General features: G+C 71.1%; 20 protein-coding genes and 1 riboswitch. Of the genes, 10 read left to right on the top strand and 10 right to left on the bottom strand.

Translation table 11 applies throughout. The features are described from left to right. Window positions 1-77 precede the first annotated feature (77 nt). The 3 genes from ACFQS7_RS17050 to ACFQS7_RS17040 form a co-directional block, all read right to left on the bottom strand. The gene (locus ACFQS7_RS17050; protein ID WP_380068303.1) at window positions 78-1,280 is read right to left on the bottom strand and encodes an acetyl-CoA C-acyltransferase; all 1,203 of its coding nucleotides are present in this window, start codon (window positions 1,278-1,280) and stop codon (window positions 78-80) included. 162 nt (window positions 1,281-1,442) lie between these two features. Continuing rightward, window positions 1,443-1,910 carry a PaaI family thioesterase gene (locus ACFQS7_RS17045; protein ID WP_380068302.1) on the bottom strand — a complete coding sequence of 156 codons (468 nt, stop codon included), beginning with the start codon at window positions 1,908-1,910 and terminating at the stop codon, window positions 1,443-1,445. Window positions 1,911-1,941: 31 nt separating this feature from the next. Continuing rightward, window positions 1,942-2,700: a TlyA family RNA methyltransferase gene (locus tag ACFQS7_RS17040; protein WP_380068301.1), complete on the bottom strand. Its 759-nt coding sequence runs from the start codon at window positions 2,698-2,700 to the stop codon at window positions 1,942-1,944. Window positions 2,701-2,818: 118 nt separating this feature from the next. Continuing rightward, a riboswitch (cobalamin riboswitch) is annotated at window positions 2,819-3,048 on the top strand. Window positions 3,049-3,103: 55 nt separating this feature from the next. Here ACFQS7_RS17040 and metE point away from each other — a divergent pair. Next, window positions 3,104-5,422 carry a 5-methyltetrahydropteroyltriglutamate--homocysteine S-methyltransferase gene (gene metE / locus ACFQS7_RS17035; RefSeq protein WP_380068300.1) on the top strand — a complete coding sequence of 773 codons (2,319 nt, stop codon included), beginning with the start codon at window positions 3,104-3,106 and terminating at the stop codon, window positions 5,420-5,422. A 144-nt stretch (window positions 5,423-5,566) separates the two neighbouring features. Here the strand turns inward: metE and dxs are convergent, their stop codons facing one another. The 3 genes from dxs to ACFQS7_RS17020 are packed head-to-tail and all read right to left on the bottom strand — an operon-like array spanning window position 5,567 to window position 8,645. After that, complete coding sequence (dxs, locus tag ACFQS7_RS17030; protein ID WP_380068299.1) at window positions 5,567-7,489, bottom strand: 1-deoxy-D-xylulose-5-phosphate synthase; 1,923 nt, start codon at window positions 7,487-7,489, stop codon at window positions 5,567-5,569. Beyond that, window positions 7,490-8,401 carry a polyprenyl synthetase family protein gene (locus ACFQS7_RS17025; protein ID WP_380068298.1) on the bottom strand — a complete coding sequence of 304 codons (912 nt, stop codon included), beginning with the start codon at window positions 8,399-8,401 and terminating at the stop codon, window positions 7,490-7,492. 10 nt (window positions 8,402-8,411) lie between these two features. Beyond that, window positions 8,412-8,645: an exodeoxyribonuclease VII small subunit gene (locus ACFQS7_RS17020; RefSeq protein WP_380068391.1), complete on the bottom strand. Its 234-nt coding sequence runs from the start codon at window positions 8,643-8,645 to the stop codon at window positions 8,412-8,414. Between the two features lie 379 nt (window positions 8,646-9,024). On the opposite strand from ACFQS7_RS17020, the gene ACFQS7_RS17015 reads away from it, so the two are divergent. Further along, the gene (locus tag ACFQS7_RS17015) at window positions 9,025-9,990 is read left to right on the top strand and encodes a Bug family tripartite tricarboxylate transporter substrate binding protein (RefSeq protein ID WP_380068297.1); all 966 of its coding nucleotides are present in this window, start codon (window positions 9,025-9,027) and stop codon (window positions 9,988-9,990) included. Window positions 9,991-10,150: 160 nt separating this feature from the next. Here ACFQS7_RS17015 and ACFQS7_RS17010 read toward each other — a convergent pair whose 3' ends face one another. Then, complete coding sequence (locus ACFQS7_RS17010) at window positions 10,151-11,032, bottom strand: NAD(P)-dependent oxidoreductase (RefSeq protein WP_380068296.1); 882 nt, start codon at window positions 11,030-11,032, stop codon at window positions 10,151-10,153. Window positions 11,033-11,111: 79 nt separating this feature from the next. Between ACFQS7_RS17010 and ACFQS7_RS17005 the strand changes: the two genes are divergently transcribed. The 5 genes from ACFQS7_RS17005 to ACFQS7_RS16985 all read left to right on the top strand — a co-directional run bounded on the left by ACFQS7_RS17005 (window position 11,112) and on the right by ACFQS7_RS16985 (window position 16,080). Next, a complete protein-coding gene (locus ACFQS7_RS17005) occupies window positions 11,112-11,972 on the top strand; it encodes an alpha/beta hydrolase (RefSeq protein ID WP_380068295.1) in 861 nt (286 codons plus the stop codon). Between the two features lie 24 nt (window positions 11,973-11,996). Then, on the top strand, window positions 11,997-12,599 hold the full coding sequence (locus ACFQS7_RS17000; RefSeq protein ID WP_380068294.1) for a hypothetical protein: 603 nt from the start codon (window positions 11,997-11,999) through the stop codon (window positions 12,597-12,599). 17 nt (window positions 12,600-12,616) lie between these two features. Beyond that, on the top strand, window positions 12,617-13,096 hold the full coding sequence (locus ACFQS7_RS16995; RefSeq protein WP_380068293.1) for a CYTH domain-containing protein: 480 nt from the start codon (window positions 12,617-12,619) through the stop codon (window positions 13,094-13,096). 114 nt (window positions 13,097-13,210) lie between these two features. Further along, window positions 13,211-13,663, top strand: coding sequence for an NUDIX hydrolase (locus ACFQS7_RS16990; RefSeq protein ID WP_380068292.1), 453 nt, complete (start codon window positions 13,211-13,213; stop codon window positions 13,661-13,663). Between the two features lie 83 nt (window positions 13,664-13,746). Beyond that, a complete protein-coding gene (locus ACFQS7_RS16985; RefSeq protein ID WP_380068291.1) occupies window positions 13,747-16,080 on the top strand; it encodes an Orn/Lys/Arg decarboxylase N-terminal domain-containing protein in 2,334 nt (777 codons plus the stop codon). A 169-nt stretch (window positions 16,081-16,249) separates the two neighbouring features. Here the strand turns inward: ACFQS7_RS16985 and ACFQS7_RS16980 are convergent, their stop codons facing one another. The 3 genes from ACFQS7_RS16980 to ACFQS7_RS16970 all read right to left on the bottom strand — a co-directional run bounded on the left by ACFQS7_RS16980 (window position 16,250) and on the right by ACFQS7_RS16970 (window position 21,065). Beyond that, a complete protein-coding gene (locus ACFQS7_RS16980; protein WP_380068290.1) occupies window positions 16,250-18,025 on the bottom strand; it encodes an NAD(P)-binding domain-containing protein in 1,776 nt (591 codons plus the stop codon). Window positions 18,026-18,090: 65 nt separating this feature from the next. Further along, a complete protein-coding gene (locus ACFQS7_RS16975) occupies window positions 18,091-19,866 on the bottom strand; it encodes an ABC transporter transmembrane domain-containing protein (RefSeq protein ID WP_380068289.1) in 1,776 nt (591 codons plus the stop codon). 65 nt (window positions 19,867-19,931) lie between these two features. Beyond that, a complete protein-coding gene (locus ACFQS7_RS16970) occupies window positions 19,932-21,065 on the bottom strand; it encodes a serine hydrolase (RefSeq protein ID WP_380068288.1) in 1,134 nt (377 codons plus the stop codon). Between the two features lie 172 nt (window positions 21,066-21,237). Here ACFQS7_RS16970 and ACFQS7_RS16965 point away from each other — a divergent pair, with 172 nt between their 5' ends. The 3 genes from ACFQS7_RS16965 to ACFQS7_RS16955 all read left to right on the top strand — a co-directional run bounded on the left by ACFQS7_RS16965 (window position 21,238) and on the right by ACFQS7_RS16955 (window position 26,464). Then, complete coding sequence (locus ACFQS7_RS16965; protein WP_380068287.1) at window positions 21,238-22,236, top strand: isopenicillin N synthase family dioxygenase; 999 nt, start codon at window positions 21,238-21,240, stop codon at window positions 22,234-22,236. A gap of 196 nt (window positions 22,237-22,432) precedes the next feature. Further along, a complete protein-coding gene (locus ACFQS7_RS16960; RefSeq protein ID WP_380068286.1) occupies window positions 22,433-23,539 on the top strand; it encodes a TRAP transporter substrate-binding protein in 1,107 nt (368 codons plus the stop codon). A 3-nt stretch (window positions 23,540-23,542) separates the two neighbouring features. Beyond that, window positions 23,543-26,464: a PAS-domain containing protein gene (locus tag ACFQS7_RS16955; protein ID WP_380068285.1), complete on the top strand. Its 2,922-nt coding sequence runs from the start codon at window positions 23,543-23,545 to the stop codon at window positions 26,462-26,464. The last annotated feature ends 86 nt before the right edge of the window (window positions 26,465-26,550 follow it).

The raw sequence follows: 26,550 nt of genomic DNA, 5'->3' as shown, positions 1-26,550 counted from the left end.
TCCTTCACCTGTTTCTGTGGGTTGGCACCCGCCGTGTGGCTGGGCAGGGACTATTTCTCCCTGCCCACGCCCGCGTTTCAGGCGACTTCGAACAGGCCCGCGGCGCCTTGGCCGCCACCGATGCACATCGTGATCACCACATATTTCGCGCCGCGCCGCTTGCCCTCGATCAGGGCATGGCCGGTCATCCGCGCACCGCTCATGCCATAGGGATGGCCGACCGCGATGGCGCCGCCATCGACATTCAGTAGCTCGCCCGGGATGCCGAGCTTGTCGCGGCAATAGATCACCTGGCAGGCGAAGGCCTCGTTCAGCTCCCAGAGACCGATATCGCCGACCTTCAACCCATGCTGCTTCAGCAGCTTCGGGATGGCGAAGACCGGGCCGATGCCCATCTCGTCCGGGTCGGTGCCGGCCACCGCCATGCCGCGGTAGATGCCGAGCGGGTGCAGGCCGCGGCGGGAAGCCTCGACCTCCTCCATCAGCACGCAGGCGCTGGCGCCGTCCGAGAGCTGCGACGCATTGCCGGCGGTGATGAAGCGGCCTTCCTTGACCCGTTGGCCATCCTTGAACACCGGCTTCAGCGCGTTCAGGCCTTCCAACGTGGTGTCGGCCCGGTTGCCCTCGTCCTTGGCCAGGGTGACCTGCTTGTGGCTGATCTCGCCGGTCGCCTTGTCCTGCACCGCCATCATGGTGGTCATGGGGACGATCTCGGCCTCGAACCGGCCGGCGGCCTGGGCTGCGGCGGTGCGCTGCTGCGATTGCAGGGCGTATTCGTCCTGCGCGTCGCGCGGGATGCCGTAGCGGTCGGCGACGATCTCCGCCGTCTCCAGCATCGACATGTACAGTTGCGGGACGTGCTGCTCCAGCCAGGGGTCGCGGGTGCGGTGGCGGTTCATCTTGTCGTTCTGCACGAGCGAGATGGATTCGAGCCCGCCGCCGACCGCGACCTGCATGCCGTCCACGATCACCTGCTTCGCCGCGGTGGCGATGGCCATCAGGCCGGAGGAACATTGCCGGTCGAGCGACATGCCGGGGACGCTGTGCGGCAGCCCGGCGCGCAGCGCGCATTGCCGGGCGAAATTGCTGCCCTGGCTGCCCTGCTGCAGGGCGGCGCCGAGGATGACGTCCTCGACCTCGCCGGGCTCGATGCCCGCCCGCTGCACCGCGGCGGCGATGGCGTGGCCGCCGAGCGCCTGGGCCTGGGTGTCGTTGAAGGCGCCGCGATAGGCGCGGCCGATCGGGCTGCGCGCAGTGGAGACGATGACGGCGGTGCGCATTGGTTGTGTCCTCCCTTGGGGTGAAGGCCGGGGAGGAGAAAGCATTTCCTCCCCAGACCCCACCTTTGCTTTCTGTGGGTCGGCACCTGCCGCGTGGCCAGTGCCGGCTCGGAAACATAGATGCGGGGGCTTGGGGAAGAATACCTTCTCCCCCAGCCTTCCTTAGTTGCTGCCGAGGATCTTCCAGACCCCATCGGCATGCGTCAGGACCTTGTCGCCCTGCATCAGCATGCCACGGATGAAGACCACGCTGCGGGTCGCCCGCAGCACCTCGCCGCGGCCGATGATGAGCTCGCCCAGCTTGCCCGGCGCGATGAAGTGGTTGTTGAGCTGCACGGTCGTCACCGGCTTGCGCCCGGCGGCTTCCCAGACCGTCATGCCGAGCACGTCGTCGACGAAGCTCATCAGCATGCCGCCATGCACGACGCCGCCGATGTTGAGGTGGCGCTGTTCCGGCAGGAAGCCGTACTCCCAGCCCTCGCCGGCGCGGCGGGCGAGGAAGGGGCCGATCATCGCCGGATAGTCCCGGGCCGGCACCGCCTTCCAGCCGGCGGCCTTGAGGTCTGGGGCGATGGCCTGTTCGGCTTTCAGGTCGGGGAAGCGGCGTTCGGGGGGCGCGATCTCGTTCATGCCCTCGATATAGCGGCAGCCGCGCCGGCCGTCAGGCGGCCTTGTGCGCCGCAATGAGGAACTCGCGATTGCCCTCCGGTCCCAGCAGCGGGCTGGCCTCGACCCCCAGCACCCGCCAGCCGGGCAGTGCGGCCCACCAGTCGGCGATGCGGTGGCAGACTTGGCGGTGCACGTTCGCGTCCCGCACCACGCCGCCCTTGGCAACGGCCGGCCCGACCTCGAATTGCGGCTTGATCAATGCCACCGCCCAGCCGCCGGGCGCTACCAGCGCCAGCGGCGCCGGCAGCACGGTGCCAAGGCCGATGAAGCTGGCATCGCAGACCAGCACCGAAGGCGCGTCCGGCAGGTGTTCCAAGTAGCGGGCATTCACCCGCTCCATCACCACCACCCGCGGGTCGTTCCGCAGCTTCCAGGCGAGCTGGCCATGCCCGACATCGACGGCGAAGACCTTGGTTGCGCCATGCTGCAGCAGCACGTCGGTGAAGCCGCCGGTCGAGGCGCCGACATCGATGCAGATGCGGCCCTCGGACGAAAGGCCGAAATGCGCGATCGCGTGCGCCAGCTTCACCCCGCCGCGGGAGACCCAGGGGTGGTCCTGGCCACGCAGCTCGAGCGGCGCACCGGCTTCCAGCACCTGGCCCGCCTTCTCGATCCGCCGCGTGTCGGAGAACACCTTGCCCGCCATGATCAGCGCCTGCGCACGGGTCCGGCTTTCGACAAGGCCGCGATCGACCAGCAGCTGATCGGCACGGACCCGGCCAACTGCCCGTGGTTGCTTGTGATCCGGCATGGGTGGGCTTCTAGCGCAACCCGGCCCAGCAGGAAATCGCGGCCGCGGTGGCCGGCAACGGCCAGTTGGTCTCGCGGTAGCGTGACCAGATGCAAGTTGTCGCCATTTGGATATGCACATATCCTTATGGCATGCCGGTCCCGTGCGAACGGGTGAAAAGGGAACACCGTGCGGCGCGCTGCGCCCAGTCGGTGGCTGCCCCAGCAACTGTCGGCGGCGAGCCGCCGGTCCAATGCCCGTGAGGCCAAACCTCGGGGGCAGGCCACTGCGCGGGTGACCGCGTGGGAAGGCCGGGCCGGCGGCGGCGACCCGCGAGCCAGGAGACCTGCCGGCATCGGCGACCCGCACCGGGCGCCGCAACCCTACCCCCGGGCTGGGCGCACCGGGGGCGGAGTGCCGACGCATGACCATCGCCGCCAATCTCGGCTTCCCACGCATCGGGCCACGCCGCGAGCTCAAGACCGCCCTCGAAGCCTTCTGGGCCGGGCGCAGCACGGAGGACGACCTCCGCCGCACCGCCGCAGGCCTGCGCGCCGCCAGCCGCCGGCTGCAGCAGGGCGCCGGCATCTCGCATATCCCGGCGGGCGACTTCGCGCTCTATGACCATGTGCTGGACACCGCCTGCGCCTTCGGCGCCATCCCGCCCGGCTATGGCTGGTCCGGCGAGGGCCCGGCCTCGCTCGCGACCCGCTTCGCCCTGGCGCGCGGCGCCCGCGGCACGGCGGCCGAGCAGGCGGCCGGCATCGCTGCGGATGCGCCGGCGCTCGAGATGACGAAGTGGTTCGACACCAACTACCACTACCTCGTCCCGCCGATCGCGCCCGGCACCCGCTTCCACCTGACCGAGAATCCCTGGGCCGAGGCGGTCCGGGAAGGTCTGGTGACAGGCTGCCGTACCCGGCCGGTGCTGCTGGGACCGGTCTCCTTCTTGTTGCTGGCGAAGCCGGCGGAGGGCGGCGACCCGCTCGCCCAGCTTCCGGCGCTGCTGCCGGCCTATGCCGAGGCACTCCGCGGCATCGCCGAAGCGGGCGGCTGCTGGGTGCAGCTCGACGAACCCTGCCTGGTGACCGACCTGCCCGCCGGTGGGGCCGCGGCCTTCGAACTCGCCTATCGCTGCCTGGCCGAGGCCGCGCCGGGGCTACGCCTGCTGGTCGCAACCTATTTCGGCGGGCTCGGCGACAATCTCGGCCTGGCCTGCCGCCTGCCGGTCGACGGGCTGCATCTCGACCTGGTCCGCGCACCGGAACAACTGGCGCCGGTCCTCGCGGCGATGCGGCCGGAGCAATGGCTCTCGCTCGGCCTGGTCGATGGCCGCAATGTCTGGCGCCGCGACCTGCGCGCCGCCTTTGCCCTGGCACAGCAGGCAGCCGCCCGGCCCGGCGGTGCCCAGCGGCTGATGGTCGCCCCGTCATGCTCGCTGCTGCACGTGCCGCACAGCCTGCGGGACGAGACCGCGTTGCCGCGCGTGCTGCGCAACGCGCTCGCCTTCGCCGAGGAGAAGCTGGCCGAGGTGGCGCTGCTGGCCCGCGCGCTGGACGAGGGCGAGGCGGTGGCGCGTGGCGCCTTCGCCGAAAGCGCCGCGGCCCTGGACGCCCTGCGCGCCGACGGCGCCGACCCCGCGGTCGCGGCGCGGCTCGCCGCGGCGACGCCGGCGATGGAGCAGCGCGCCAGCCCCTATCCGGAACGCGGCGCCCGGCAGCAGGCGCGGCTCGGCCTGCCGCTGCTGCCGGTCACGACCATCGGCTCCCTGCCGCAGACCGCCGAGGTGCGGGCGGCCCGCGCCCGCCTCGTCCGCGGCGAGACCGGGGCGGCGGACTATGCCGCGACCATGCGCCGGCTGATCGCCGAGGCGGTGCGCTGGCAGGAGGAGGCCGGGGTCGACGTGCCCGTGCATGGCGAGTTCGAGCGCAACGACATGGTCAAGTATTTCGCCGAACAGCTGCCGGGCTATGCCTTCACCAGGCATGGCTGGGTGCAGTCCTATGGCAGCCGCTGCGTCGCGCCGCCGATCCTGTGGCGCGACGTCTCCCGCCCGGCGCCGATGACGCTGGACTGGACGACCTATGCGCAGTCGCTGACCGCGCGCCCGGTGAAGGGCATGCTGACCGGGCCGGTCACCATGCTGCAATGGTCCTTCGTGCGGGAGGACATCCCGCGCGAGACCGCCTGCCGGCAGCTCGCCCTGGCGATCCGCGACGAGGTGCGGGACCTGGAGGCGGCGGGGATCGCCATCATCCAGATCGACGAGCCGGCCTTCCGCGAGGGCCTGCCGCTGCGCCGGGCCGGGTGGGCCGACTACCTGCGCTGGGCGGTGGGGTGCTTTCGCCTCGCCGCCGCGGGGGTGCGCGACGAGACGCAGATCCATACCCACATGTGCTACGCCGAATTCGGCGACATCATCGAGGCGATCGCCGCGATGGATGCCGATGTCATCTCGATCGAGACGACGCGGAGCCGGATGGAACTGCTGGCCGCCTTCGAGGGCTTCGCCTACCCGAACGGCATCGGCCCGGGGGTCTGGGACATCCACAGCCCACGGGTGCCACCGGCCAAGGAGATGGCCGGGCTGTTCCGCCGGGCGATGCGGCACCTGCCGGCGGACCGGCTTTGGCTGAACCCGGATTGCGGCTGCAAGACGCGGGGCTGGGCCGAGGTGAAGCCCGCCATCGCCAACCTTGTCCAGGCCGCGCGGACGCTGCGGGCAGAACTGGTGCAGCCGTAAGCAAGGTTGGGGAGGGAAATGGGTATTCCCTCCCCAAGCCCCACCCTTCCCTTTTGTGAGTCAGGACCCGCCGCGCGGCGAGTGCCAGACTTTAAAAAACAGAGGAGAGGCCAGGGAGGATACTTCCTCCCTGGACTTGCCCTGCTACGCCCGCGCCGGCGCCGCCGCCGCGCCGGCACCCAGCGCCGCGACCGCCATGGCGACGATCTGCGCCGCGTTCAGCCCGGCCTCGTCATACTGCTTCTTCGGATTGTCGTGGTCGAGGAAGCGGTCCGGCAGGCACATCGGCCGCACCTTCAGCCCGGCATCCAGCATCCCGCGCAGCGCCAGATGGTGCAGCACGAGACTGCCGAAGCCGCCCACCGAGCCTTCCTCGATGGTGATCAGCACCTCGTGCTCGCGTGCCAGGCGCTCGACCAGGGCGGTGTCCAGCGGCTTGGCGAAGCGGGCATCGGCAACCGTCGTGGACAGCCCACGGGCGCCGAGCTCCTCGGCCGCCTTCAGGCATTCCTGCAGCCGCGTGCCGTAGGACAGGATGGCGACCGAGCTGCCTTCCCTGATGACCCGGCCGCGGCCGATCTCGAGCGGCGTGCCGCGCTTCGGCAGCTCGAGCCCGAGCCCCTCGCCGCGCGGGTAGCGGAAAGCGCTCGGCCGGTCGTCGATGGCGGCCGAGGTGGCCACCATGTGCATGAGCTCGAGCTCGTCACTGGCGGCCATCAGCACGATGTCCGGCAGGCAGCCGAGATAGGCGATGTCGAAACTGCCGGCATGGGTCGCGCCATCGGCGCCGACCAGCCCGGCACGGTCGATGGCGAAGCGCACGGGCAGCTTCTGCAGCACCACGTCATGCACGACCTGGTCGTAGCCGCGCTGCAGGAAGGTCGAGTAGATCGCGCAGAAGGGCTTCATGCCTTCCGTCGCCATGCCGGCGGCGAAGGTGACGGCATGCTGCTCGGCGATGCCGACATCGAAGCTGCGCTTGGGGAATTTCTTGGCGAAGGCGTCGAGCCCGGTGCCCGACGGCATCGCCGCGTTGATCGCGACGATGCGGTCGTCCGCCTCGGCCTCGGCGATCAGCGCGTTGGAGAAGACCTTGGTGTAGCTCGGCGGACCGGGCGGAGCCTTCACCTGCTCCCCGGTGATGACGTTGAACTTGACCACGCCATGGTACTTGTCGGCGCTGGCCTCGGCCGGGGCGTAGCCCTTGCCCTTCTTGGTCACCACATGCAGCAGGATCGGCTCGTGCAGCTCGGTGTCGCGCAGGTTGCGCAGCACCGGCAGCAGATGCTCCAGGTCGTGCCCGTCGATCGGGCCGACATAGTAGAAGCCCAATTCCTCGAACAGGGTGCCGCCGGTCAGCAGGCCGCGGGCATATTCGTCGGCCCGCTTGGCGGCACGTTCGAGCGGTGCCGGGAAGCGCCGCGCCAATTTCGCCATCATGTCGCGCAGCGACAGGAAGGGGCGGGAAGAGACGACCTTCGACAAATAGGCGCTCATCGCGCCGACCGGCGGGGCGATCGACATGTCGTTGTCGTTGAGCACGACGATCAGCCGGGACTTCTCGGCGCCGGCGTTGTTCATCGCCTCGTAGGCCATCCCGGCGCTCATCGCGCCGTCGCCGATGACGGCGATCACGTTCCGCGTATCGCCCTTCAGGTCGCTGGCCACCGCCATGCCCAGGCCGGCGGAGATCGAGGTGCTGGAATGCGCCGCGCCGAAGGGGTCGTATTCGCTCTCGGACCGCCGGGTGAAGCCCGACAGCCCGCCGCCGGTGCGGAGCGTGCGGATGCGGTCGCGCCGGCCAGTGAGGATCTTGTGCGGATAGGCCTGGTGGCCGACGTCCCAGATCAGCCGGTCGCGCGGCGTCTCGAACACCGCATGGATCGCCACCGTCAGCTCGACCACGCCGAGCGAGGCGCCGAGATGCCCGCCGGTCTGGCTGACCGCATGGATGGTCTCGGCCCGCAACTCGTCGGCCAGATGCTTCAGCTGGTCGGTCGAGAAATTGCGCATGTCGGCCGGGACGCGTACCCGGTCGAGGAACGGAGTGGAGGGGGCGGCCGACATCTACTTCCTCCGTTCGATCGTGAAATCTGCAAGCATCCGCAAGAGGTCACCCCTCTCCCCGAAGCCGTCAAGATGGGTCTTGGCCTGGGCCACCAGGCGTTCGGCCTGCAGCCGGGCGCGCTCGAGGCCCAGCAGGCTGACCAGGGTGGCCTTGCCGGCGGCGGCATCCTTGCCGGTCGCCTTGCCGGTCTCCTCGGCCGAGGCGGTGGCGTCCAGGAGGTCGTCGGCGATCTGGAAGGCGGCCCCGAGGTCGCGGCCATAGCCGAGCAGCGCATGGCGCTGGGGCAAAGCCGCCTTGCCGAGCACCGCACCGGCCTCGGCCGAGAATTCGATCAGCTTGCCGGTCTTCAGGGTCTGCAACCGGCCGACCTCCATCTCGTCCATCTGGCCGCCCGATTGCTCGGCCAGCATGTCGATCATCTGGCCGCCGCACATGCCGCGCGGCCCCGCCGCCTTCGACAGGCAGCGGATGAGCTCCACCCGCACCGCCGGATCGGCATGGGTGTCCTCCTCGGCCAGGACGGTGAACGCATGGGACTGCAGCGCGTCGCCGGCAAGGATCGCGGTCGCCTCGTCCCAGGCCTTGTGCACGGTGGGCTTGCCGCGACGAAGGTCGTCGTCGTCCATCGCCGGCAGGTCGTCATGCACCAGGGAATAGGCATGCACCATCTCGATCGCCGCGGCGACGCGCAGCGCCGCCTGGCGGGAGACGCCGAATTGCCGCGCCCCTTCCAGCACCAGGAAACCGCGCAGCCGCTTGCCGCCGCCGATCACGGCATAGCGCATCGCGGCGAACAACGGCGCTTCCGGCCCTTCCTCGGGCGGCAGCAGGATGTCGAGGGCCTGGTCGATCTCGGCGGCGGCCTCCGCCATGGCGTGCGCGAGGGACGGCGCCTCGGTGGTCCTGGTCATTCAGGCAACCTCATTCGACATCGCGGAGCGTCGGGCCGCCGGACCCTTCGACGATGGCCTGCACCTTCGCCTCGGCCTCGGCCAGCTTGCGCTCGCAATGCTGCCGCAGGGCGGCGCCGCGTTCATAATCCCCGATGGCCTGGGCGAGGCTGCCCTTGCCCGCCTCCAACGACCGTACGATCTCTTCCAGCTCCTGCAGCGCGTCCTCGAAGGACAGGCTGCCCAGCTCGCGCTGCACCGCCATGCCGTCTCCTGTACCGCCGGGCTGGGCCCGCGCCTCTCCCATACGGGTCTCCTGCATCGAACGACCATCATACATCCGGCGGCGCCCGGGCCAAATCCCGCGCTGCCCGGCACAGCCCGTAGTCGCGAAACAATCGCGCGCGTGGCTCGGGCGTGACACCCGAACGGGCAAAAAATCCAGTTCTGGCGCGGGTTGGCGACGCGGCTGCGGCAACCGTTGCCGGTCTTCCACGGATCCGTGGCAGGGCCGATTCATGCCCTTGCAACGAATCAGCTGACGTGGTTGCAGCGCCGATCCGGACTGGCCGCGCGCCGGCGGGAATGGGAGCATCGGCGTATCAAGCGCCGGCGCCTGCAAGCCGGACAATGGGAGACCGTCCATGCCGCTGCCCCGCCGCGCCGTCCTCGGTGCCGTCCCGCTGTTGCTGCCGAGCCGCCGCACGCTGGCGCAGGGGGAGCCCGGACGGCCTATCCGCATGGTGGTCCCCTTCGCCGCCGGCGGCTCGGCCGACGTGGTCGCCCGGATCACCGCGCAGGGGCTGACCGAGGCGCTGGGCCAGCCGGTGGTGGTGGAGAATCGCGGCGGCTCCGGCGGCGTCATCGGCTCCGAGGCCGTGCTGGCGGCGCCGGCGGATGGCGCGACCCTCGCCTTCCACACCCTGTCCTCCGCGGTGCTGAATGCCGGGCTCTACCGCAGCCTGTCCTTCGACGTGCGGCGGGCCTTCGCCCCGGTGGCGCTGATCGGCACCCTGCCGAACGTGGTCCTGGTCAACCCGAAGCTGCCGGCACGGACGCTGGCGGAGCTGCTGGCGCTGATGAAGGCGCGGCCGGGACGGATCACCTATGCCTCCTCCGGCCCCGGGACGATCACGCATCTGTCGGCACATCTGCTGGCCAGCATGGCCGGCGCCGAGGCGACGCATGTGCCCTATCGCGGCTCCGGCCCCGCTTTCGCCGACCTGCTGGCGGGAACGGTGGACATGATGGTGGACACCATGGCGAGCGTCATCCCCGCCATCCGCGGCGGGCAGGTCCGGGCGCTCGCGGTCACCACCACCACGCGCAGCGCCGCCCTGCCGGAGATCCCGACCGCCGCCGAAGGGGGGCTGCCGGGCTACGAGACCTACAACTGGCACGCCGTCTTCGCCCATGCGGCGACGCCGGCACCGGTGCTGGCGCGGCTGGAGGCGGCGACCATCGCCGCGGTGCAGGCGCAATCCGCCCGGCTGGCGGCGGCCGGGGTGGAGCCGCGGCCGGAGGGCTCGGCCGCGCTCGGCGCCTTCTGGGACCAGCAGCTGGCGCTGTGGATACCGATCATCCGGGCGTCCGGGGCCACGACGGACTGAATGGTGCCGCGGTGGGCGGGGCAGCAAGGTTGGGGAAGGAAAAGCATTCCTTCCCCAAACCCCATCCTTCCTTTTTGTGAGTTGGTACCTGCCGCGCAGCGAGTGCCGACTCCCAGAAAGAGAGGAGGGTCCAGGGAAGGATACTTCCTTCCTGGCCTTGCTACTTCCCCGGCAGCCCGGCCATCCGCGCCAGCACGGCATGGATGGCCGCGGTGTCCTCGCCGCCCAGGCCCGCGGCCAACGTCGCCGCATGCAGCGGCAGCACCGCGCTGAACAAGGGAGTCGGGCATTCCAGCGCCGCGGCGAATTCGCCGATGACCGCCAGGTCCTTCGACCACATGGCGTTGCGCATCGTGGGTGGTTCGTACTGCTTCGCCGCCATCATCGGCGCCCGCAATTCGAAGACGCGGGAGGTGCCGACACCGCTGGCGACCAGGCCGACCACCTGCGCCGGGTCCAGCCCGGCCTTCTCCGCCAGGACCATCGCCTCGGCCGCGGCCAGGTTGTGGATGGCGACCAGCAGGTTGGCGACGAATTTCATCCGCGTGCCGTTGCCGAAAAGTCCGACATTGTGCGCGGCCCGGGCGAAGTCGGCGAAGAACGGCCCGAGCATCTCGATCGCCGCGGCATCACCGCTGGCATAGACGACGATGTCGCGCGTCACCGCCTGTGCCCCGGTGCCCGAGAGCGGGCAATCGAGCAGGGTGTGGCCGGCGGCGCGCAGCACGGCCTCGGCCGCCTGCTTGTCCGCGAGGGTGAAGGTGCTGGTCTCGACCAGAATGCGCGGCGTCAGGCCGGCGCCGGCGATCGCCGCCGCGGTGGCCGCCAGCGCCGCCGGCTTCGGCAGGCTGCAGAGCAGCAGCGGTGCCGCCTCCGCCACCGCGGCGGCGTCTGCGGCGATCTCGATGCCGGACTCGGCCAGCGCGGCACAGCGGGCGGCATCCGTATCGAACCCCACCACCCGCCAGCCGGCTTCCGCCAGGTTGCGCGCCATCGCGCCGCCCATGATGCCGAGGCCGATGACCCCCACCAGCTTGTCCATGGCGCTTCCCCTCCCCATCGCTGGCAGTCTTGCCCAGCCGCGGCGGCGCGTGAACCATGCCGATGGAGGGCCCAGAGCCATGCGCGCCGCGATCCGTGACACCGAGATCTATTTCGACATCGACGGCCCCGGCTTGGTCCCGGACGGGCTGGTAATGCGCGAACGCCCCGTCGCCTTCGCCATCCATGGCGGCCCTGGCGGCGACCACAGCGGCTTCAAGCCGGGCTATGCGGCGCTGACGACGGCGATGCAGGTGGTCTATTTCGACCATCGCGGCCAGGGGCGCTCGGCGCGCGGCAACCCAGGCCGCTGGACCCTCGACGAGAACGTCGAGGACATGGAGGGGCTGCGCCGGCATCTTGGCTGCGGCCCAATCGTCTCGATCGGCACCAGCTATGGCGGCATGGTCGCCATGGCGCATGCGGCCCGCTACCCGGACAGCGTCTCGCACCTGGTGCTGGTGGTCACCGCGTCGCATGGCGGCTTCATCCCGCGCGCGCAGCAGATCCTGGCCGAGCGCGGCACGGCGGAGCAGCAGGCGCTCTGCGCCAAGGTCTGGTCGGGCGGCTTCGAGAGCGAGGCCGAATTGAAGCAGTATTACCGCGTCATGGGCCCGCTCTATGCGGCGAGGCACGACCCGGCGCGGGCCGAGGATGGGCTCGCGCGGGCCATCCACAGCCCGGAGGCGTTGAACCGCGCCTTCCGGCCGGACGGCTTCCTGCGCCGCTTCGACCTGCGGCCGGAACTCTCCCGCATCACCGCGCCGACGCTGATCCTGGCCGGCCGCAAGGACTGGATCTGCCCGCCGGAATTCTCGGCCGAAATCCATGCCTTGATCCCCGGCTCGCACCTGATGGTGGTCGAGGAGTCGAGCCACTCCATCCGGGTTGACGCGCCGGACCGGCTATTCGGCGCGATCCTCGATTTCGTGGCAGGATAGCGGTCCATTGGGCAGGAGGCTTCCATGGCCGAGACGATGCTGTTTCCCGGGCTGGTCGAGTGGTCGGGCGAGAATCCAGGTATCTCCCTGAAGACCGACCCGGATGGCCCCTTCACCGCGCTGGCCAGCTTCTTCCGCGTCGTGCTGTCCCCGCACGGCCGCGGCCATGCGCTGGTGCTGCTGGACTCGCCGCAGCAGGCGGACGCGCCGGGCAACATCTGCCTGACCGACAACGAACCGCTGGCACGCTGGCTGATCGCCGAATACGTCTCCCATTTCGCCGCCTGGCGCGGCCTGCCGGGGCTGGCCGGGCTGCGCTTCCAGCCGATCGACAGCGTCACCCCCGAGGGCGATGCGGTCACGTCCTATGCCGAGGTGATCCGCGCCGGCAGCACCACCGTGCGGCTGGGCTGGACTGGGCTGGGTGCGCCCTTCTGCTTCGCCCATCCGCCGGAGCGGTCCTCCACCGGCCGGCATTACATGCCGAGCGTCTTCCTCGGCTGCGAGGCCGCGACGATCGAGATCGACGGCCGCGCCCTGCCCGGCAAGCCGGTGCCGCGGGAGGTCGCGGGGCACCGGATCAGCACGGCGATGCTGGCCTTCTCCGAGACCTGGATCCGCGCCTGACCGGGAGGCCCCGCGGCATGGCCACCGAGATCGAACGCAAATTCCTGGTCACCGGCGAAGGCTGGCGCGCGGCGGCGCTCGCCCCCGGCCTGCGGCTGCGCCAGGGCTACCTGCCGAATGGCGGGGCGCCCACCGCGCCGGTGGTGCGGGTGCGGCTGGCGGGCGAGGACGGCTTCCTCACCATCAAGGGCCCCGGCCTGCTGAGCCGGGCCGAATTCGAATACCCCATCCCTGCGGCGGACGCCGAGGCGATGCTGGCGACGCTCTGCACCCCGCCGGTGCTGGAGAAGTCCCGCACCCGCGTCGCGCATGGCGGCCTGGTCTGGGAGGTGGATGTCTTCGCCGGCCATCTGGCCGGGCTGGTGATGGCGGAGGTCGAATTGGCCTCCGCCGACCAGCCCTTCGCCCGGCCGGACTGGGTCGGCGCCGAGGTCACCGACGATGCGCGCTACCAGAATGCCGTGCTGTCCCGGGCCCTCGCCCCGCCGCACGGGTGATTCCGCGGCAACGCAACGCAATCGTCACATGATCCGCCTGGACGCGGTGACCCTTCCCAGGCAAGCCTCTACCCCTGTGTCTTCAACCGGGATTCGAGGTGCTGGGAGGCAGGCTTGGCGAAACCCCGCGGGGCGGCCTGGGGCCGCAAGCATCTGCGCCAATGCGCCGCCCTGCCGCTGTCGGATGGCGCGGACCAGCCGCTGGTGCTGCTGGTGACCACCCGCGGCACCGGCCGTTGGGTGATACCCAAAGGCTGGGCCGAGCCGGAATTGCCGCCGCATGCCCTGGCCGCCCGGGAAGCCTACGAGGAAGCCGGCATCCTTGGCGTCGCCCTGGAAACCTCGATCGGTGCCTACAGCTACAGCAAGCGCATGCCGAACGGCCGCCGCCAGCTCTGCCAGGTAGATGTCTTCGCCCTGCGTGTCGAGGGCTTCGCTGCGGCCTGGCCGGAACAGGGCCAGCGGCAGACCCGCTGGGCGACGCGGGACGAGGCCGCCTTGCTGGTCGACGAGCCGGAACTGGCCGGGCTGATCCGCGGCCTGCTGCCGGTCGCCGGCACGGCCTGACCCCGGCCTGGGACGTCACCGATCCACCCTTGCAGCGGCGGCGGCCCGGGTCGAACCGCCGCACCTGCCCCCTGGAGTGACCCATGGAATACGCGCGCCGCTTCAAGCTGCTGGTCTGCGCCCCCGCCTTCGACGAGTCCGACCTGGAAGGTGCGCGGCTGCGGGAGATCCTCACCCAGGTCGAGGGCATGGGCTATGCGGTGACCCGCGCCCGCCGCGACGACGATGCCGAGCTGGTGATCCGCACCGACAGCGCGCTGGGCTGCATCATCGTCGACTGGGGCAAGAAGGGGCTGCAGGGCAAGTCGGCGGCGCTGATCAGCCTGGTGCGCAAGCGCGGCCTCGACGTGCCGATCATCCTCCTGGTCCGCCGCCACCGGCTGGAGGACATCCCCGTCCAGGTGCTGGACGATGTCGACGGCTTCGTCTTCCTGGCCGAGGAGACGCCGGAATTCATCGCCAAGACCCTGGTCTCCCGGCTGCGCCAGTATGCCGAGACGCTGAAGACGCCGTTCTTCGGCGCGCTGGTCGACTATGCCGAGCAAGGCAACATGCTGTGGACCTGCCCGGGCCACAACGGCGGCATGTTCTACAGCCGAAGCCCGATCGGCCGCATCTTCGTCGAACACCTGGGCGAGGCGGTGTTCCGCGACGACCTCGACAATTCGGTCCTGCAGCTCGGCGACCTGCTGACGCATGAGGGACCGGCGCTGAAGGCGCAGCAGGAAGCCGCCGAGATCTTCGGCGCCGAGCGCACCTACTTCGTGCTGAACGGCACCAGCACCTCCAACAAGGTGGTGCTCTCCGCCCTGCTGGCGGAGGACGACTTGGTGCTGTTCGACCGCAACAACCACAAGGCGGCGCATCACGGCGCCCTCATCCTCGGCGGCGCGGTGCCGATCTTCGTCGAGACGGCGCGCAACCCGCATGGGCTGATCGGCCCGATGGACCTGGCGGCGCTGGACGAGGACCGGCTGCGCCAGGCGATCCGCGACAACCCGCTGGTGAAGGACAAGGCGGCCTGGCAGCGCCCCCGCCCCTTCCGCTGCGCCGTGGTCGAGCAATGCACCTATGACGGCACGATCTATTCCGCCGAGACGGTGCTGGCGAAGATCGGCCACCTTTGCGACTACATCCTGTTCGACGAGGCCTGGGCCGGCTTCATGAAGTTCCACCCGCTCTACAAGGGGCGGTTCGGCATGGGGCTGGAAAAGCTCGGCCCCGACAGCCCCGGCGTCTTCGTCACCCAGTCCACCCACAAGCAGCTCGCCAGCTTCTCCCAGGCCAGCCAGATCCATGTGCGCGACGCGCATCTCGCTGGCCAGCGGCGGCAGGTGCATCACCGGCGCTTCAACGAGTTCTTCCTGCTGCACGCCTCGACCAGCCCTTTCTACCCGCTCTTCGCCTCGCTCGACGTGGGCGCGCAGATGATGAAGGGCCGGCAGGGCGAGATCCTCTGGGACGACACCATCCGGCTCGGCATCGAGATGCGGAAGAAGATCCGCATGCTGCACCACGAGTTCGAGGAGAAGGAGTCCGACCCGGCGCGCCGCTGGTTCTTCGAGCCCTTCGTGCCGAAGCAGGTGCGGCTGCCCGATGGCAGCACCACACGCTGGGAGGATGCGCCGACCGACCTTCTGGCCAGCGACCCGGCGCATTGGGCGCTGCAGCCGGAGGCCGACTGGCATGGCTTCGGCGAGGTCGCCCCCGGCTGGGCAATGACCGACCCGAACAAGCTGACCCTGCTGACCCCCGGCTTCCACGCCGGCCGCTACGACGAACACGGCATTCCTGCCCCGGTGGTCGCCGAATACCTGCGGCAGAACCGCATCGTGCCGGAGAAGAACGATCTCAACAGCCTGCTGTTCCTGCTGACCCCGGGCAGCGAGAGCAGCAAGGCCGGCACCTTGCTGTCGCACCTCGTCACCTTCAAGAAGCTGCACGACGAGAACGCGCTGCTGGAGGACGTGATCCCCGACTTCGTGGCCAAGCGCCCGGAGCGCTACCGCCGCGCCAGGCTGCGCGACCTCTGCGCCGCCATGCACGCCTTCTACCGGGCCGAGGATGTCAGCCGGCTGCAGGCGGCGCAATTCCGCGCGGAGCATTTCCCCGAGATGGTGATGCCGCCGCACGAGGCGGTGCGCATGCTGGTGCGCAACAAGGTCGACTACGTGCCGCTGGAGGAGGCTGATGGCCGCATCGCGGCGACGCTCTGGCTGGTCTACCCGCCCGGCATCGCCACGGTCATTCCCGGCGAGCGGCTCGGCCAGCGGTCACGGCCGATGATCGCCTACCTCAAGGCCTTCGAGCGCGCCGGCAACGCCTTCCCCGGCTTCGAGAACGAGATCCAGGGCCTCTACCGGGAGAAGGCGGCGGACGGAAGCATCCGCTTCCACACCTATGTCGTGCGGGAGTAGCCGTTCGTCGAACGCAAGGCCGGGCAGGAGATTTTCTCCGGAACCCCTGATCTATCCCCATGGGTCGGCACTCGCCGCGCGGCAGGTGTCAACTCCCCAAGAAGGAACGGTGGGGCTTGGGGAGGGAATATTTCTCCCTCCCCAAGCTTGCTGCCTATTGCACCGGCCCTCAGGCCAGCCCGAGTTCCACGGCCTTGACCTGCATCGCCAGGTATTTCGAGTACATCCGGCACTGCGCGAAGGACCCGCCGGTGAACCACAGGCCAGGCTGCGGCGTGCGCATCCACATGTTGCGCAGCTCCTGCGCGTCATCGAACCCCCAGACCTTGCCGACGCGGGCCGCGACCTCCGGCCCGAACAAGGTGCCGACCAGGTGGTCCTGGCCCTTGTAGCCGGTCGCCAGCACGATCAGCCCGGCTTCCAGTACCCGGCCATCCTTCATGCGTGGGCCGGCGGCGGTGAATTCCTCGATGTCCTGGTACTGCGCCAGGCCGATCGCGCCGCTGGCGACCAGGTCGGAACAGCCGACGTTGAAGTAGTAGCCGCCGCCGCGGGTGCGGTACTTCAGCGGCCAGCCGGTGCCGTCCTCGCCGAAGTCGAGCCGGAAGCCGACCTTCTCCAGCCCCGCCAGCAGCGGCGCGTCGTATTCCCGCGTCTTGTCGGTCAGCAGCTTGTGCGCCCGCTTCATCACCGGCACTGGGAAGGAGGTGTTGATCAGGTCGCGGTCGTCGAGGGTCGGGCCCTTCCCGTAATAGACCCCGTCATAGAGCTGCGCGCTGGGCTCGACATTGACGATCAGCGTCGGGCTGCGCTGGACCATGGTGACCTGCGCGCCGTTGCCGTGCAGGTCCTGGGCGATGTCGTGCGCGCTGGTGCCGGTGCCGAAGACCAGCACGGGCTTGCCGCGCCAGGCGGCGCCGTCCTTGAAGCCGCTGGAATGCACCACCGGGCCGGCGAAGCGGTCGAGCGTCGGGATCTCCGGCAGGTTCGGCGTGCCGCTGACGCTGGTCGCCATGACGATGTGGCGCGGCCGCATGACGCGTTCGCTGCCGTCGGCCAGCCGCAGCCGCGCATCCCAGCAGCCGGCGGCGGCGTCGTAGCTGGCGCCCTCGAACGACGTCCGGGTCCAGAAGTCGATCTCCATCGCCTCGACGTAGAACTCGATCCAATTGGCGATCTTGTCCTTCGGGATGTAGTGCGGCCAGGTCTTCGGAAAGGGCAGGTAGGGGAAGTGGTTGCTGTGCACCTGGTTGTGCAGCTTCAGCCCGCGGTAGCGCAGCCGCCAGTTGTCGCCGATCCGGGCCATGCGGTCGACGACCAGCGCCTCCACCCCGAGCGCACCCAGCGCCGCCGCGGCGGTGACGCCGGCATGGCCGCCGCCGACGATCAGCACCGCCGGGTCGCGGTCGGCATAGCGGGCGGATTCCTGGCGGCGGTCGAGCCAATTGGGGCCCTCGAAGTCGCGCTCGAAGGCCGGCTCCTCGCGCCCGTCGCGGATGGTCGCCTCGTCATGCCCGGCGATGCTCTGCAGCGCGGTCAGCAGGGTCCAGGCCTGGGGCGAGCCATTCGCGGCGTCGGCGCATTGGATGCGCAGCAGCCCGGCGCCTTGGCCCACTTCGGTGCGGAACATCAGGATCGCTTCGATGCACGGCTCCCCGGCGCGCTCCACCAGCCGCGGCGGCCAGCGGTCGGGGTCGACGGCGAAGTCACGCGCGCCGCCGGCGAGCGCCGCCGCCAGCAGGGCCGGCGCCACCGCCTCGCGGCCGCTGGTGGTGGCGATGGTCCAGCGCAGGCCGATGATGTCGCGCCAATGCCCGTCCGGGCGGAACAGCGCGCCGAGCCGCGCCGCGTCACGCGCCTCCAGCGCCGCGGCGAAGCGGGCGAGCCAATCGGCAGTGATGCGGCCGGGATCGAGATCCTGGGTGGCGAGCATGTCTGTGGTCATCGGGCCTGTTGCTTGTCCTGGACGGTCGCCAGACTAACGGCAGCCGGCCGGCGCGGGCAAACCGCTCAGGCCTCGACGCCGAATTGCAGCGCCGCCAGCCGGCCGTAGAGCCCGCCCTCCCGCACCAGCGCCGCATGGGTGCCGGTGGCGACGATCCGCCCCGCTTCCATCACCACGATGCGGTCGGCCCGCCGCACCGTCGCCAGACGGTGTGCCACCACCAGCGTGGTCCGCCCGGCCGAGGCCACGGCCAGCGCCTGCTGCACCGCCTGCTCGCTCTCGGCATCCAGCGCGCTGGTCGCCTCGTCCAGCAGCAGCACCGCCGGATCGCGCAGGATGGCCCGGGCGATCGCCAGGCGCTGCCGCTGGCCGCCCGACAGCATCACCCCCTTGGTGCCGAGGAAGGTGGCGAAGCCCTGCGGCAGGGCATCGAGGAAGCGGTCCGCCGCCGCCGCCTCGGCCGCGGCGCGTATCTCCGCCTGGCTCGCGCCGGGCCGGCCGAAGCGGATATTCTCGGCGGCATCCGCCGAGAAGACGATCGGGTCCTGCGGCACCAGCCCCAGCCGCGCCCGCAGCTCGGCCGGGTCCACTGCGCCGATGTCGACCCCGTCCAGCGTCACCCGCCCGGCCTGCGGGTCGTAGAAGCGCAGCAGCAATTGCAGCACCGTGGTCTTGCCGGCCCCCGACGGCCCGACGAGGGCCACCGTCTCGCCCGGCTCCACCACCAGCGAGAAATCCTCCAGCGCCGGCTGCCCCGGCCGCGTCGGGTATTCGAACCGCACGGCCTCGAAGGCGATCCGGCCGCGCGCCGGGCTCGGCAGCAGCGCCGGGGCCGCCGGTGCGGCGATCGCCGGCCGCACCGCCATCAGGTCGAAGATCCGCTCGGCGGCGCCGGCGGCGCGCTGGATCTCGCCCCAGACCTCGCTGAGGGACGCACCGGAGGAGGCCATCAGGATGGCATAGAGCACGAAGGCCGAGAGCTCGCCCCCGGTCATCCGTCCCGTCACCACGTCCCGCCCGCCGACCCAGAGGCTGAAGGTGACGGCGCCGAAGCCGAGCAGGATCACCATCAGGATCAGCAGCGACCGGCTGGCGATCCGCCGCACCGCGGCGGCGACCGACTCCTCCACCCGCCCGGCGAAGCGCATGCGGTCGATCGGCTCGTGCGTGTAGGCCTGCACGGTGCGCAGGCCGGCCAGCGTCTCCTCCGCCAGGTCGCCCAGATCGGCGATGCGCTCCTGCGCCACCCGCGACAGCCGCTTCTCCCGCCGGCCGAACAGCACCAGCGGCACCACCACCAGCGGCACCACCAGCAGAACGATGCCGGCCAGCTTCGGGCTGGTCACCAGCAGCATGCCGAAGGCGCCGGCCCCGGTCAGGATGTTGCGCAGCCCCATGGAGATGGCGGAGCCGATCAGCGACTGCAGCAGGGTCACGTCGGCGGTCAGGCGGGACAGGATGTCGCCGGTCCGCGCCGTCTCGAACCAGGCCGGCGACAGCCGTAGCACATGGTCGAAGACGTCGCGCCGCAGGTCGCCGGCGACCCGCTCGCCCAGCCAGGAGACCAGCCAGAACCGTCCGCCGGTCGCCACCGCCAGGGCCGCGACCACCCCGAACAGGGCGAGCGCGGTGCCGTCCAGCGCCGTCGCATTGCCGGTGGCGAAGCCCTCGTCCACCAGATGCCGCAGTCCCTGGCCGATGCCGAGCACCAGCCCCGCCGCCAGCAGCAGGGCGATGGCCGCCAGCGCGACCCGGCCGCGATAGGGCCGGAGATAGGGCAGCAACTGGCGCAGCGCGGCAAGCCGGGGGAGCGTACCTGGTGTCTCCGTCGCCACTGCCACGCCGATAGCCCCCGTCCCGCCCGCCGCCACACTGGACCGGCGGCGGTCCGCCCGGCAACCGCCGGTCAGGCGTTGCGGTCGAGGATGAGCTGGTCGAGCTGGATGAAAAGGTCGCCCAGGCTGCGCCGGTTCCCCGCCTGCGAGCCCAGCCCGACCACCACGTAGCGGATCGGCCTGCCGTCGACCGTGCGCTCGACGATGGCGCAGTCATGGCTGCGGGTGTCGTCGCCGTAGCCGATCTTGGAGACGACGAGGTCGGTGGCTCGGCCGTCTTGCGCCAGCGTGCCGCCGATATAGCTGCCGATCCCCTCGGCGCCGGTCATCAGGTCGCGCATCTCCTGGCTGGCGGCCTGGTCGACCAGCAGGTCCTTGGCCAGAAGCGTCATCAGCGTGGCGACCTGCGCCGCGGTCGCGGTGAAATTGCTGCGCTGGCGCTTCTGCGCCGTGGCCCAGCGTGGGCTGAGCGGACGGCCGGCGGCATTGGCCTGCGCCCCGGCGGCGGCGTTCGGCACCCAGTCATGCCCAAGGTAGTCGCCGGACAGCCAGAGGCCGTTCGCCATGTCGGCATCGATCAGCGCCGCCCCGCGCAGCGTCCCGGCGATGAAGGGATAGCCGAGGCCGAGGATGCAGCGACTGGCGGCGGCGTTGTTCGACCAGCGCAGCATGGACCGCAGCCAGTCGCGGTAGCCGCCGCGCGGCGTGCCGAACTCGCCCACGGCGTCGATCTCGGCATCGGTCAGGGCCGGGTCGGCGGCGGTGAAGTCGACGTCGCCATCCGGGGTCACGGCGAAAAGCCGGCCGAGGTTCGGCGGCGTCGCTGGCAGCTTCGGCATGACCTCAGCCAGCGCCGGCTGCCAGGCGCGCAGCAGCGCGGCAAAGACCGGCTTCTCCCAGCCCGGCATGTCGGTTGCGGTGCCGGCATCGATCGCCTCGGCCACATGCTGCCGCACCCGCGCCCGCAGTTCGAAGGCGGCATAGAGGGCGCAGACCTTCAGCAGGCTGCCGGCATAGAGCATCTCGCCATCCGCCAGTCCGGCATAGGGCGGCTGGTCCGGATCGCCGGTCAGGTCGACCAGCCCGGCGCAGAGCACCATGAAGCCTGGCAGGTCCGCCAGCGCCGCCATGCCGGAGGTCAGCGCCGCATCGTTGGTGACGAAGCCGAGCGGCACGGCGGAAGTCGGGAAGGGATCGACGGTCATGGACAGGTCCTCCGCAGCCGCGGCAACGCGGCGGCCGGAGGCTAGGCGCCCGGCGGCACGACGGCGGTCACATCGCCGGGCAGCGGATCCGGCCTGTGCGCCGCGACACGGTGGTTGGCCCCGGCGCGATCCTTGCCTAGCCTTCGCATCCGCACCGTCAGGGAGCCCCATCATGGCCGACGAGATCCCCGTCCTCGACCTCGCCCCGCTGCGGGAGGGCAGGCCCGGCGCGCTGGACGAGCTCGGCGCGCAACTGCGCCGCGCCTTCACCGAGGTGGGCTTCTACTTCGTCCGCAATACCGGCGTGCCGGAGGCCCTGGTGCAGGCCGCCTTCGCGGCCGCCGCGCGCTTCCACGCCCAGCCGCTGGAGGCCAAGCTGGCGCTGCCCTTCGACACCAACAACCAGGGCTACCTGCCCTTCCGCGGCAACACCACGCGGATGAACGCGGTGGACGGCATCAAGCCGCCGAATGCGAACGCGGCGGTGTTCTTCAAGCGCGACCTGCCGGCGGACCACCCGGATGTGCTGGCCGGCCGCCGCTTCCGCGGGGTGAACCGCTGGCCGGCCGACCTGCCGGGTTTCCGCGAGGCGGCGCTCGACTATGCCGCGGCGATGGAGGATCTCGGCCGCCGCCTGGTGCCGGTCTATGCCGCCGCCCTCGGCCTGCCGCATGACTGGTTCGCCGACAAATTCCGCGAGCCGATGTTCACCCTGCGGATGACCCACTACCCGCAGCAGGCGCCGACCGCGCCGGCCGACGAATGGGGCCTGGCGCCGCATGCCGATACCTCCTTCATGACCATCCTGGCGCAGAACAAGGTGCCGGGCCTGTCGATCCGCCTGCCGGACACGCGCTGGATCGACGCGCCGGCGCTGGATGGGCATTTCCTGGTCAATGGCGGGATGATGCTGCGGCGCTGGACCAACCATGTCTTCCTGGCGACGCCCCACCGGGTGACCAACCGGTCCGGCCAGGAACGCTACGCCATCCCCTTCTTCATGGATTGCTCCTACGACGCGGTGATGGCGCCGATCCCGACCTGCGTCACGCCGGACAACCCGCCGCGCTACCCGCCCTTCACCTATCCGGAATTCATGGGCGAGTATTCGGGAGCCAATTACGGCCAGCGCGGCCAGGCAGCGGCCGGGGTGGCGCTGCAGGGCGCCTGATTGCCGCCGGCCATGGGGGGCCGGAGCGCCGGGTGCCAGGCGGCGACCCGGCGCGGATCGCAGGACCGCTCCGAATTCGGAAGAATTTTTATGTTATCGTGACGCGCACCAAACTGTAAGTTTATAATCTACCCAGTTCGACTCCTGGACGGTGAGCGCTGTCCACCCCATCGCCCCAGCCCATCGGATGACTGGCATGCTCGCTCACCTCCTGCCACCGCTTTTCCGCAGGCTTCCGCACCGCGCCCGGCGCGGCGCGGCGCTGTTGGCCGCCGGCCTGGCCATCACGCTGGCCGCCCCTCGGCCCGCCGTGGCCGAGGGTCCGGCGCCGATCCAGATCAAGGTGGTCGGCGGCCTCGCCTCGATCAGCCAGTATGTCCGTTACGAGGCGCCATTCTGGACCGAGCGAGTCCCCGGCCTGACCAATGGCCGGATCAAGGCGGAGGTCGCCCCCTTCGACCGCAGCGGCATCCGTGGCCAGGAAATGCTGCAACTGATGCGGCTCGGCGTGGTGCCCTTCGGCACCGTGCTGCTGGCCCTCGCCTCGGCCGACGAGCCGGAGCTGAACGCCATCGACCTGCCGATGCTCAACCCCGACATCGCCACGCTGCGGCAGACCGTGGCGCTCTGGCGCCCGCGGCTCGAGACCCTGCTGCACGAGCGTTACGGGATCAGGTTGCTGGCGGTTTATACCTACCCGTCCCAGGTTGTGTTCTGCCGCCAGGCCTTCGCCGGCCTCGGCGACCTGGCGGGGCGGCGGGTCAGGGTCTCCTCCGTCGGCCAGGGCGAGCTGATCGAGGCGCTGGACGCCACCCCGGTGGTCACCCCCTTCGCCGAGATCGTCCAGGCGGTGCGTGACGATGTCGTGCAATGCGCCGTCACCGGAACGCTGTCCGGCAACGCCATCGGCCTGCATGAGGTGACGACGCATGTCTCCCGCGTGGCGATCAGCTGGGGCGTGTCCATCTTCGGCGCGAACGAGCGGGCCTGGGCGGCCTTGCCGGAAACGGCGCGCAAAGCGCTGACCGCCGGCCTGGCCACCCTGCAGGAGGATATCTGGCGCGGCGCCGAGCAGGAGACCGAGGACGGCCTGAACTGCAATGCCGGCAAACCGGATTGCGCCGTCGGCACCCGCGGCCGCATGACCATCGTCGAGGATCGGCCACAGGACCGCGCCCGGCGCCAGCAATTGCTCACGGATTCCGTGCTGCCCGCCTGGGTGCAGCGCTGCGGCGGCGAATGCGCCGAGACCTGGAACGGGATCATGGTGCAGGCCCGGGGCATCCAGGCCAAGGCGGACTGACCCATGCAGGCCCGCTGGCTCCGCCTGGCCGTCGCCTTCGCCTGCGGGCTGGTCCTGCTGACGATCGCGGTAGGCACCACCCTGCTTCTGGCCCGGCTGCAGGACACCGCGCGCACCACCGCCGTGCAGCTGGTGCAGCGTGTCGCCCGGGTGGCCGAAGGCACGGTCAACCGCCATTTCCTGTCGGTGGACGGGACGCTGGCGGGGCTGACCCCGGTGCTCGCCCAGATCGCGCGCGACGGCACGGTCGACCGCGGCGCCGCCAGCCGGATGCTGCGCGACCTGAACTTCCAGAATCTCAATTTCCGCGACATCATCATCATCCGCGCCGATGGCCTCCCCTGGGCCAGCGCCCTGGCCGGGTCGCGCAGCCGGCCGCCGCCGATCGATCCCGACCGCCTGGCGGAAGCCCGCCGCAACGGCTCGGCGGTGATCAGCGGCCCGGTGCGCAACACCCTGACCGGCGAATGGACGTTGTTCTTCCTGCGCGGCCTCGCCCTGCCCGGCGGCGAAGCGGCCGTGGTGGCGGCGGAAGTGCCCGTCTCGGTGCTCGCCACCATGCTCGCCCCGGTCGGCGAGGTGCCCGGCCTGCGCATCTCGGTCGAGCGGTCGGACGGCCGGTTGCTGGCCAGCCTGCCGCATGACGAGACGCGGATCGGCCGGCCCTTGAGCCGCAGCGCGACCACCTTGCCGCAGGACGGGACGGCGTCCGAGATCGACGGCCGGCTGGCCCCCGGATCGGTCATCGCCGCGACGCGGCCGCTGCTCTACCGCGACATCCTGGTGGTGGCGAGCCTCGAGACCGGCGCCGCCTATGCCGCCTACGCGCAGGACCGCAGCCGCCTGCTCTTCGTGGCACTCGGCTCCGCCGGCCTGATCGGCGCGCTCGGCCTGGCGCTGAATGCCGCGTTGCGCCAGCGCGAGCGGGTCGAGGCCGAGCGGGCCGCCGCCCGCGGCCTGCTGGAAAGCGCGATCGAGAGCCTGCCCGACGGCTTCGTCATGTTCGACGCCGCGGACCGGCTGGTGATCTGCAACCAGCGCTACCGCGACTTCTATGCGGTCAGCGCGCCCTTCATCGTGCCCGGCGCACGGTTCGAGGACATCATCCGCGAGGGCGCGAAACGCGGCCAGTATCCGCAGGCGGGCGCCGATATCGAGGCCTTCGTCGCCGAGATCAAGGCTTGGCACCGCGGCGACAACCCGAGCATGGAGCGGCTGCTGCCCGATGGCCGCTGGGTGCTGGTGACGGAACGCAGCACGCCGGATGGCGGCACCGTCGGGATCCGCACCGATATCAGCGCGCTCAAGGCCGCCATGGCCGACCTGGCGCAGGCGCGCGACGCGGCGGCGGCGGCGACCGAGGCGAAGTCGCGCTTCCTGGCGCGGATGTCGCACGAGCTGCGCACGCCGCTGAACGGGGTGCTCGGGCTGGCCCAGGTGCTGGCGCGCGACCCGGCGCTGTCCGGCGTGCAGCGGACCCAGGCGGAGACGCTGGAAGCCGCCGGCCGGCACCTGGTCGCGGTCGCCAACGACGTGCTCGACCTGGCGAAGGTGGAGGCCGGGCGGCTGGAGCTGCGCCTCACCCCGGTCGACCTGCCGGCCCTGCTGGGCGACTGCGCGACCCTGGTGCGGCCGGCGGCCGACGGCAAGCGGGTGGAGGTGGTGCTGGAATTCGCCCCCGACCTGCCGCGGACGCTGGAAACCGACCAGACCCGGATGCGCCAGCTGGTGCTCAACCTGCTGTCCAATGCGGTGAAATTCACCCCCGAAGGCGGCCGGGTGGCGCTGGCCGCACGGCCGCTCGGGCCGCCCGACGCCACGGGCCTGTTGCCGCTGCGGCTCGAGGTACGGGATACCGGCCCCGGCGTGCCGGAGGCCGAGCGCCACGCCATCTTCGGCGACTTCGTCCAGCTCGACCACGGCAAGGCGGGCGGCACCGGGCTCGGCCTGGCGATCGCCGCCGGCATCGCCGAGCAGATGGGCGGTCGCATCGGCTGCGAGGCCCATGCCCGCTCGCCGACCGGCCAGGGCGCCACCTTCTGGGTGGAACTGGGGCTGCGCCCGGCGGTCGCCGTCGTCGCGGCCAGGCTGGCACCGGCGATGGCACCGCGGCGGTCGCTGAACGTGCTGGTGGCGGACGACGTCCCGGCCAACCTGGCAGTGGCGCGGGCGCTGCTGGAATCCGCCGGCCACCAAGTGCGATGCGTCGCCGACGGGGCGCTCGCGGTCCGCGCGCTGTGCGAGGCACCCACCGACCGGCCCTTCGATGTGGTGCTGATGGACGTCATGATGCCGAACCTCGACGGCATGGAGGCGACGCGCCAGATCCGCGCCCTGCCCGGCCCGGTCGCCCGGGTGCCGATCCTGGCGGTGACCGCCAGCGCCTTCGCCGAGGATATCGATGCCTGTCGCGAGGCCGGGATGGACGCGCATCTGGCCAAGCCGATCGAGCGCGAGGCGCTGATCGCCGCGCTGGGCCGCCTGACCGGCGAGGCGCCGCCGGCGGCGGAGCCTGCGGCGCGGCCTGAGCCGGAGAGCTTCGCGCGCATCCCGCTGCTGAGCCGTCGGGCCGGCGCGGCGCTGGTGGTGCCGGGGCTGGACCCGGAAGCGGCGCGCAGCCTGGCCGGCGAGTTCCTGCGCGAGATGCGCGAGGCGGCCGAGCAGCTGCGCGGCATCGACGCCGCAATGCCGGACCGCATGGTGCCGGCGGCGCATCGGCTGGCCGGCGCCGCGGCGACGCTCGGTGCGACCCGGCTGGCGACCGCGGCACGGCAGTTCCAGGGCGACGCGCGGCGGCTGCCGCCGGAGACGATGCTACGGCTGCGGCGGGTCCTGCTGGAGATCGCGGCCGAGACGGTGCAGGCCCTCGACGTCCCGCCCGAGGCCACGCCGGATGGTGGGGCCGCGGTGGCGGTGGCCGGCTGAGCCCTGCCCGCGGGCGGGGCAGGCTGCGCACCGACGCGCCAGCGCCGACGCGCTGCTTGAGGACGGGTGGCGCGTCCGGCATGGCA

This window comes from Dankookia sp. GCM10030260, assembly GCF_042666655.1.
Lineage (GTDB): Bacteria > Pseudomonadota > Alphaproteobacteria > Acetobacterales > Acetobacteraceae > Paracraurococcus.
This window is presented reverse-complemented; position numbering and strand designations above follow the sequence as displayed.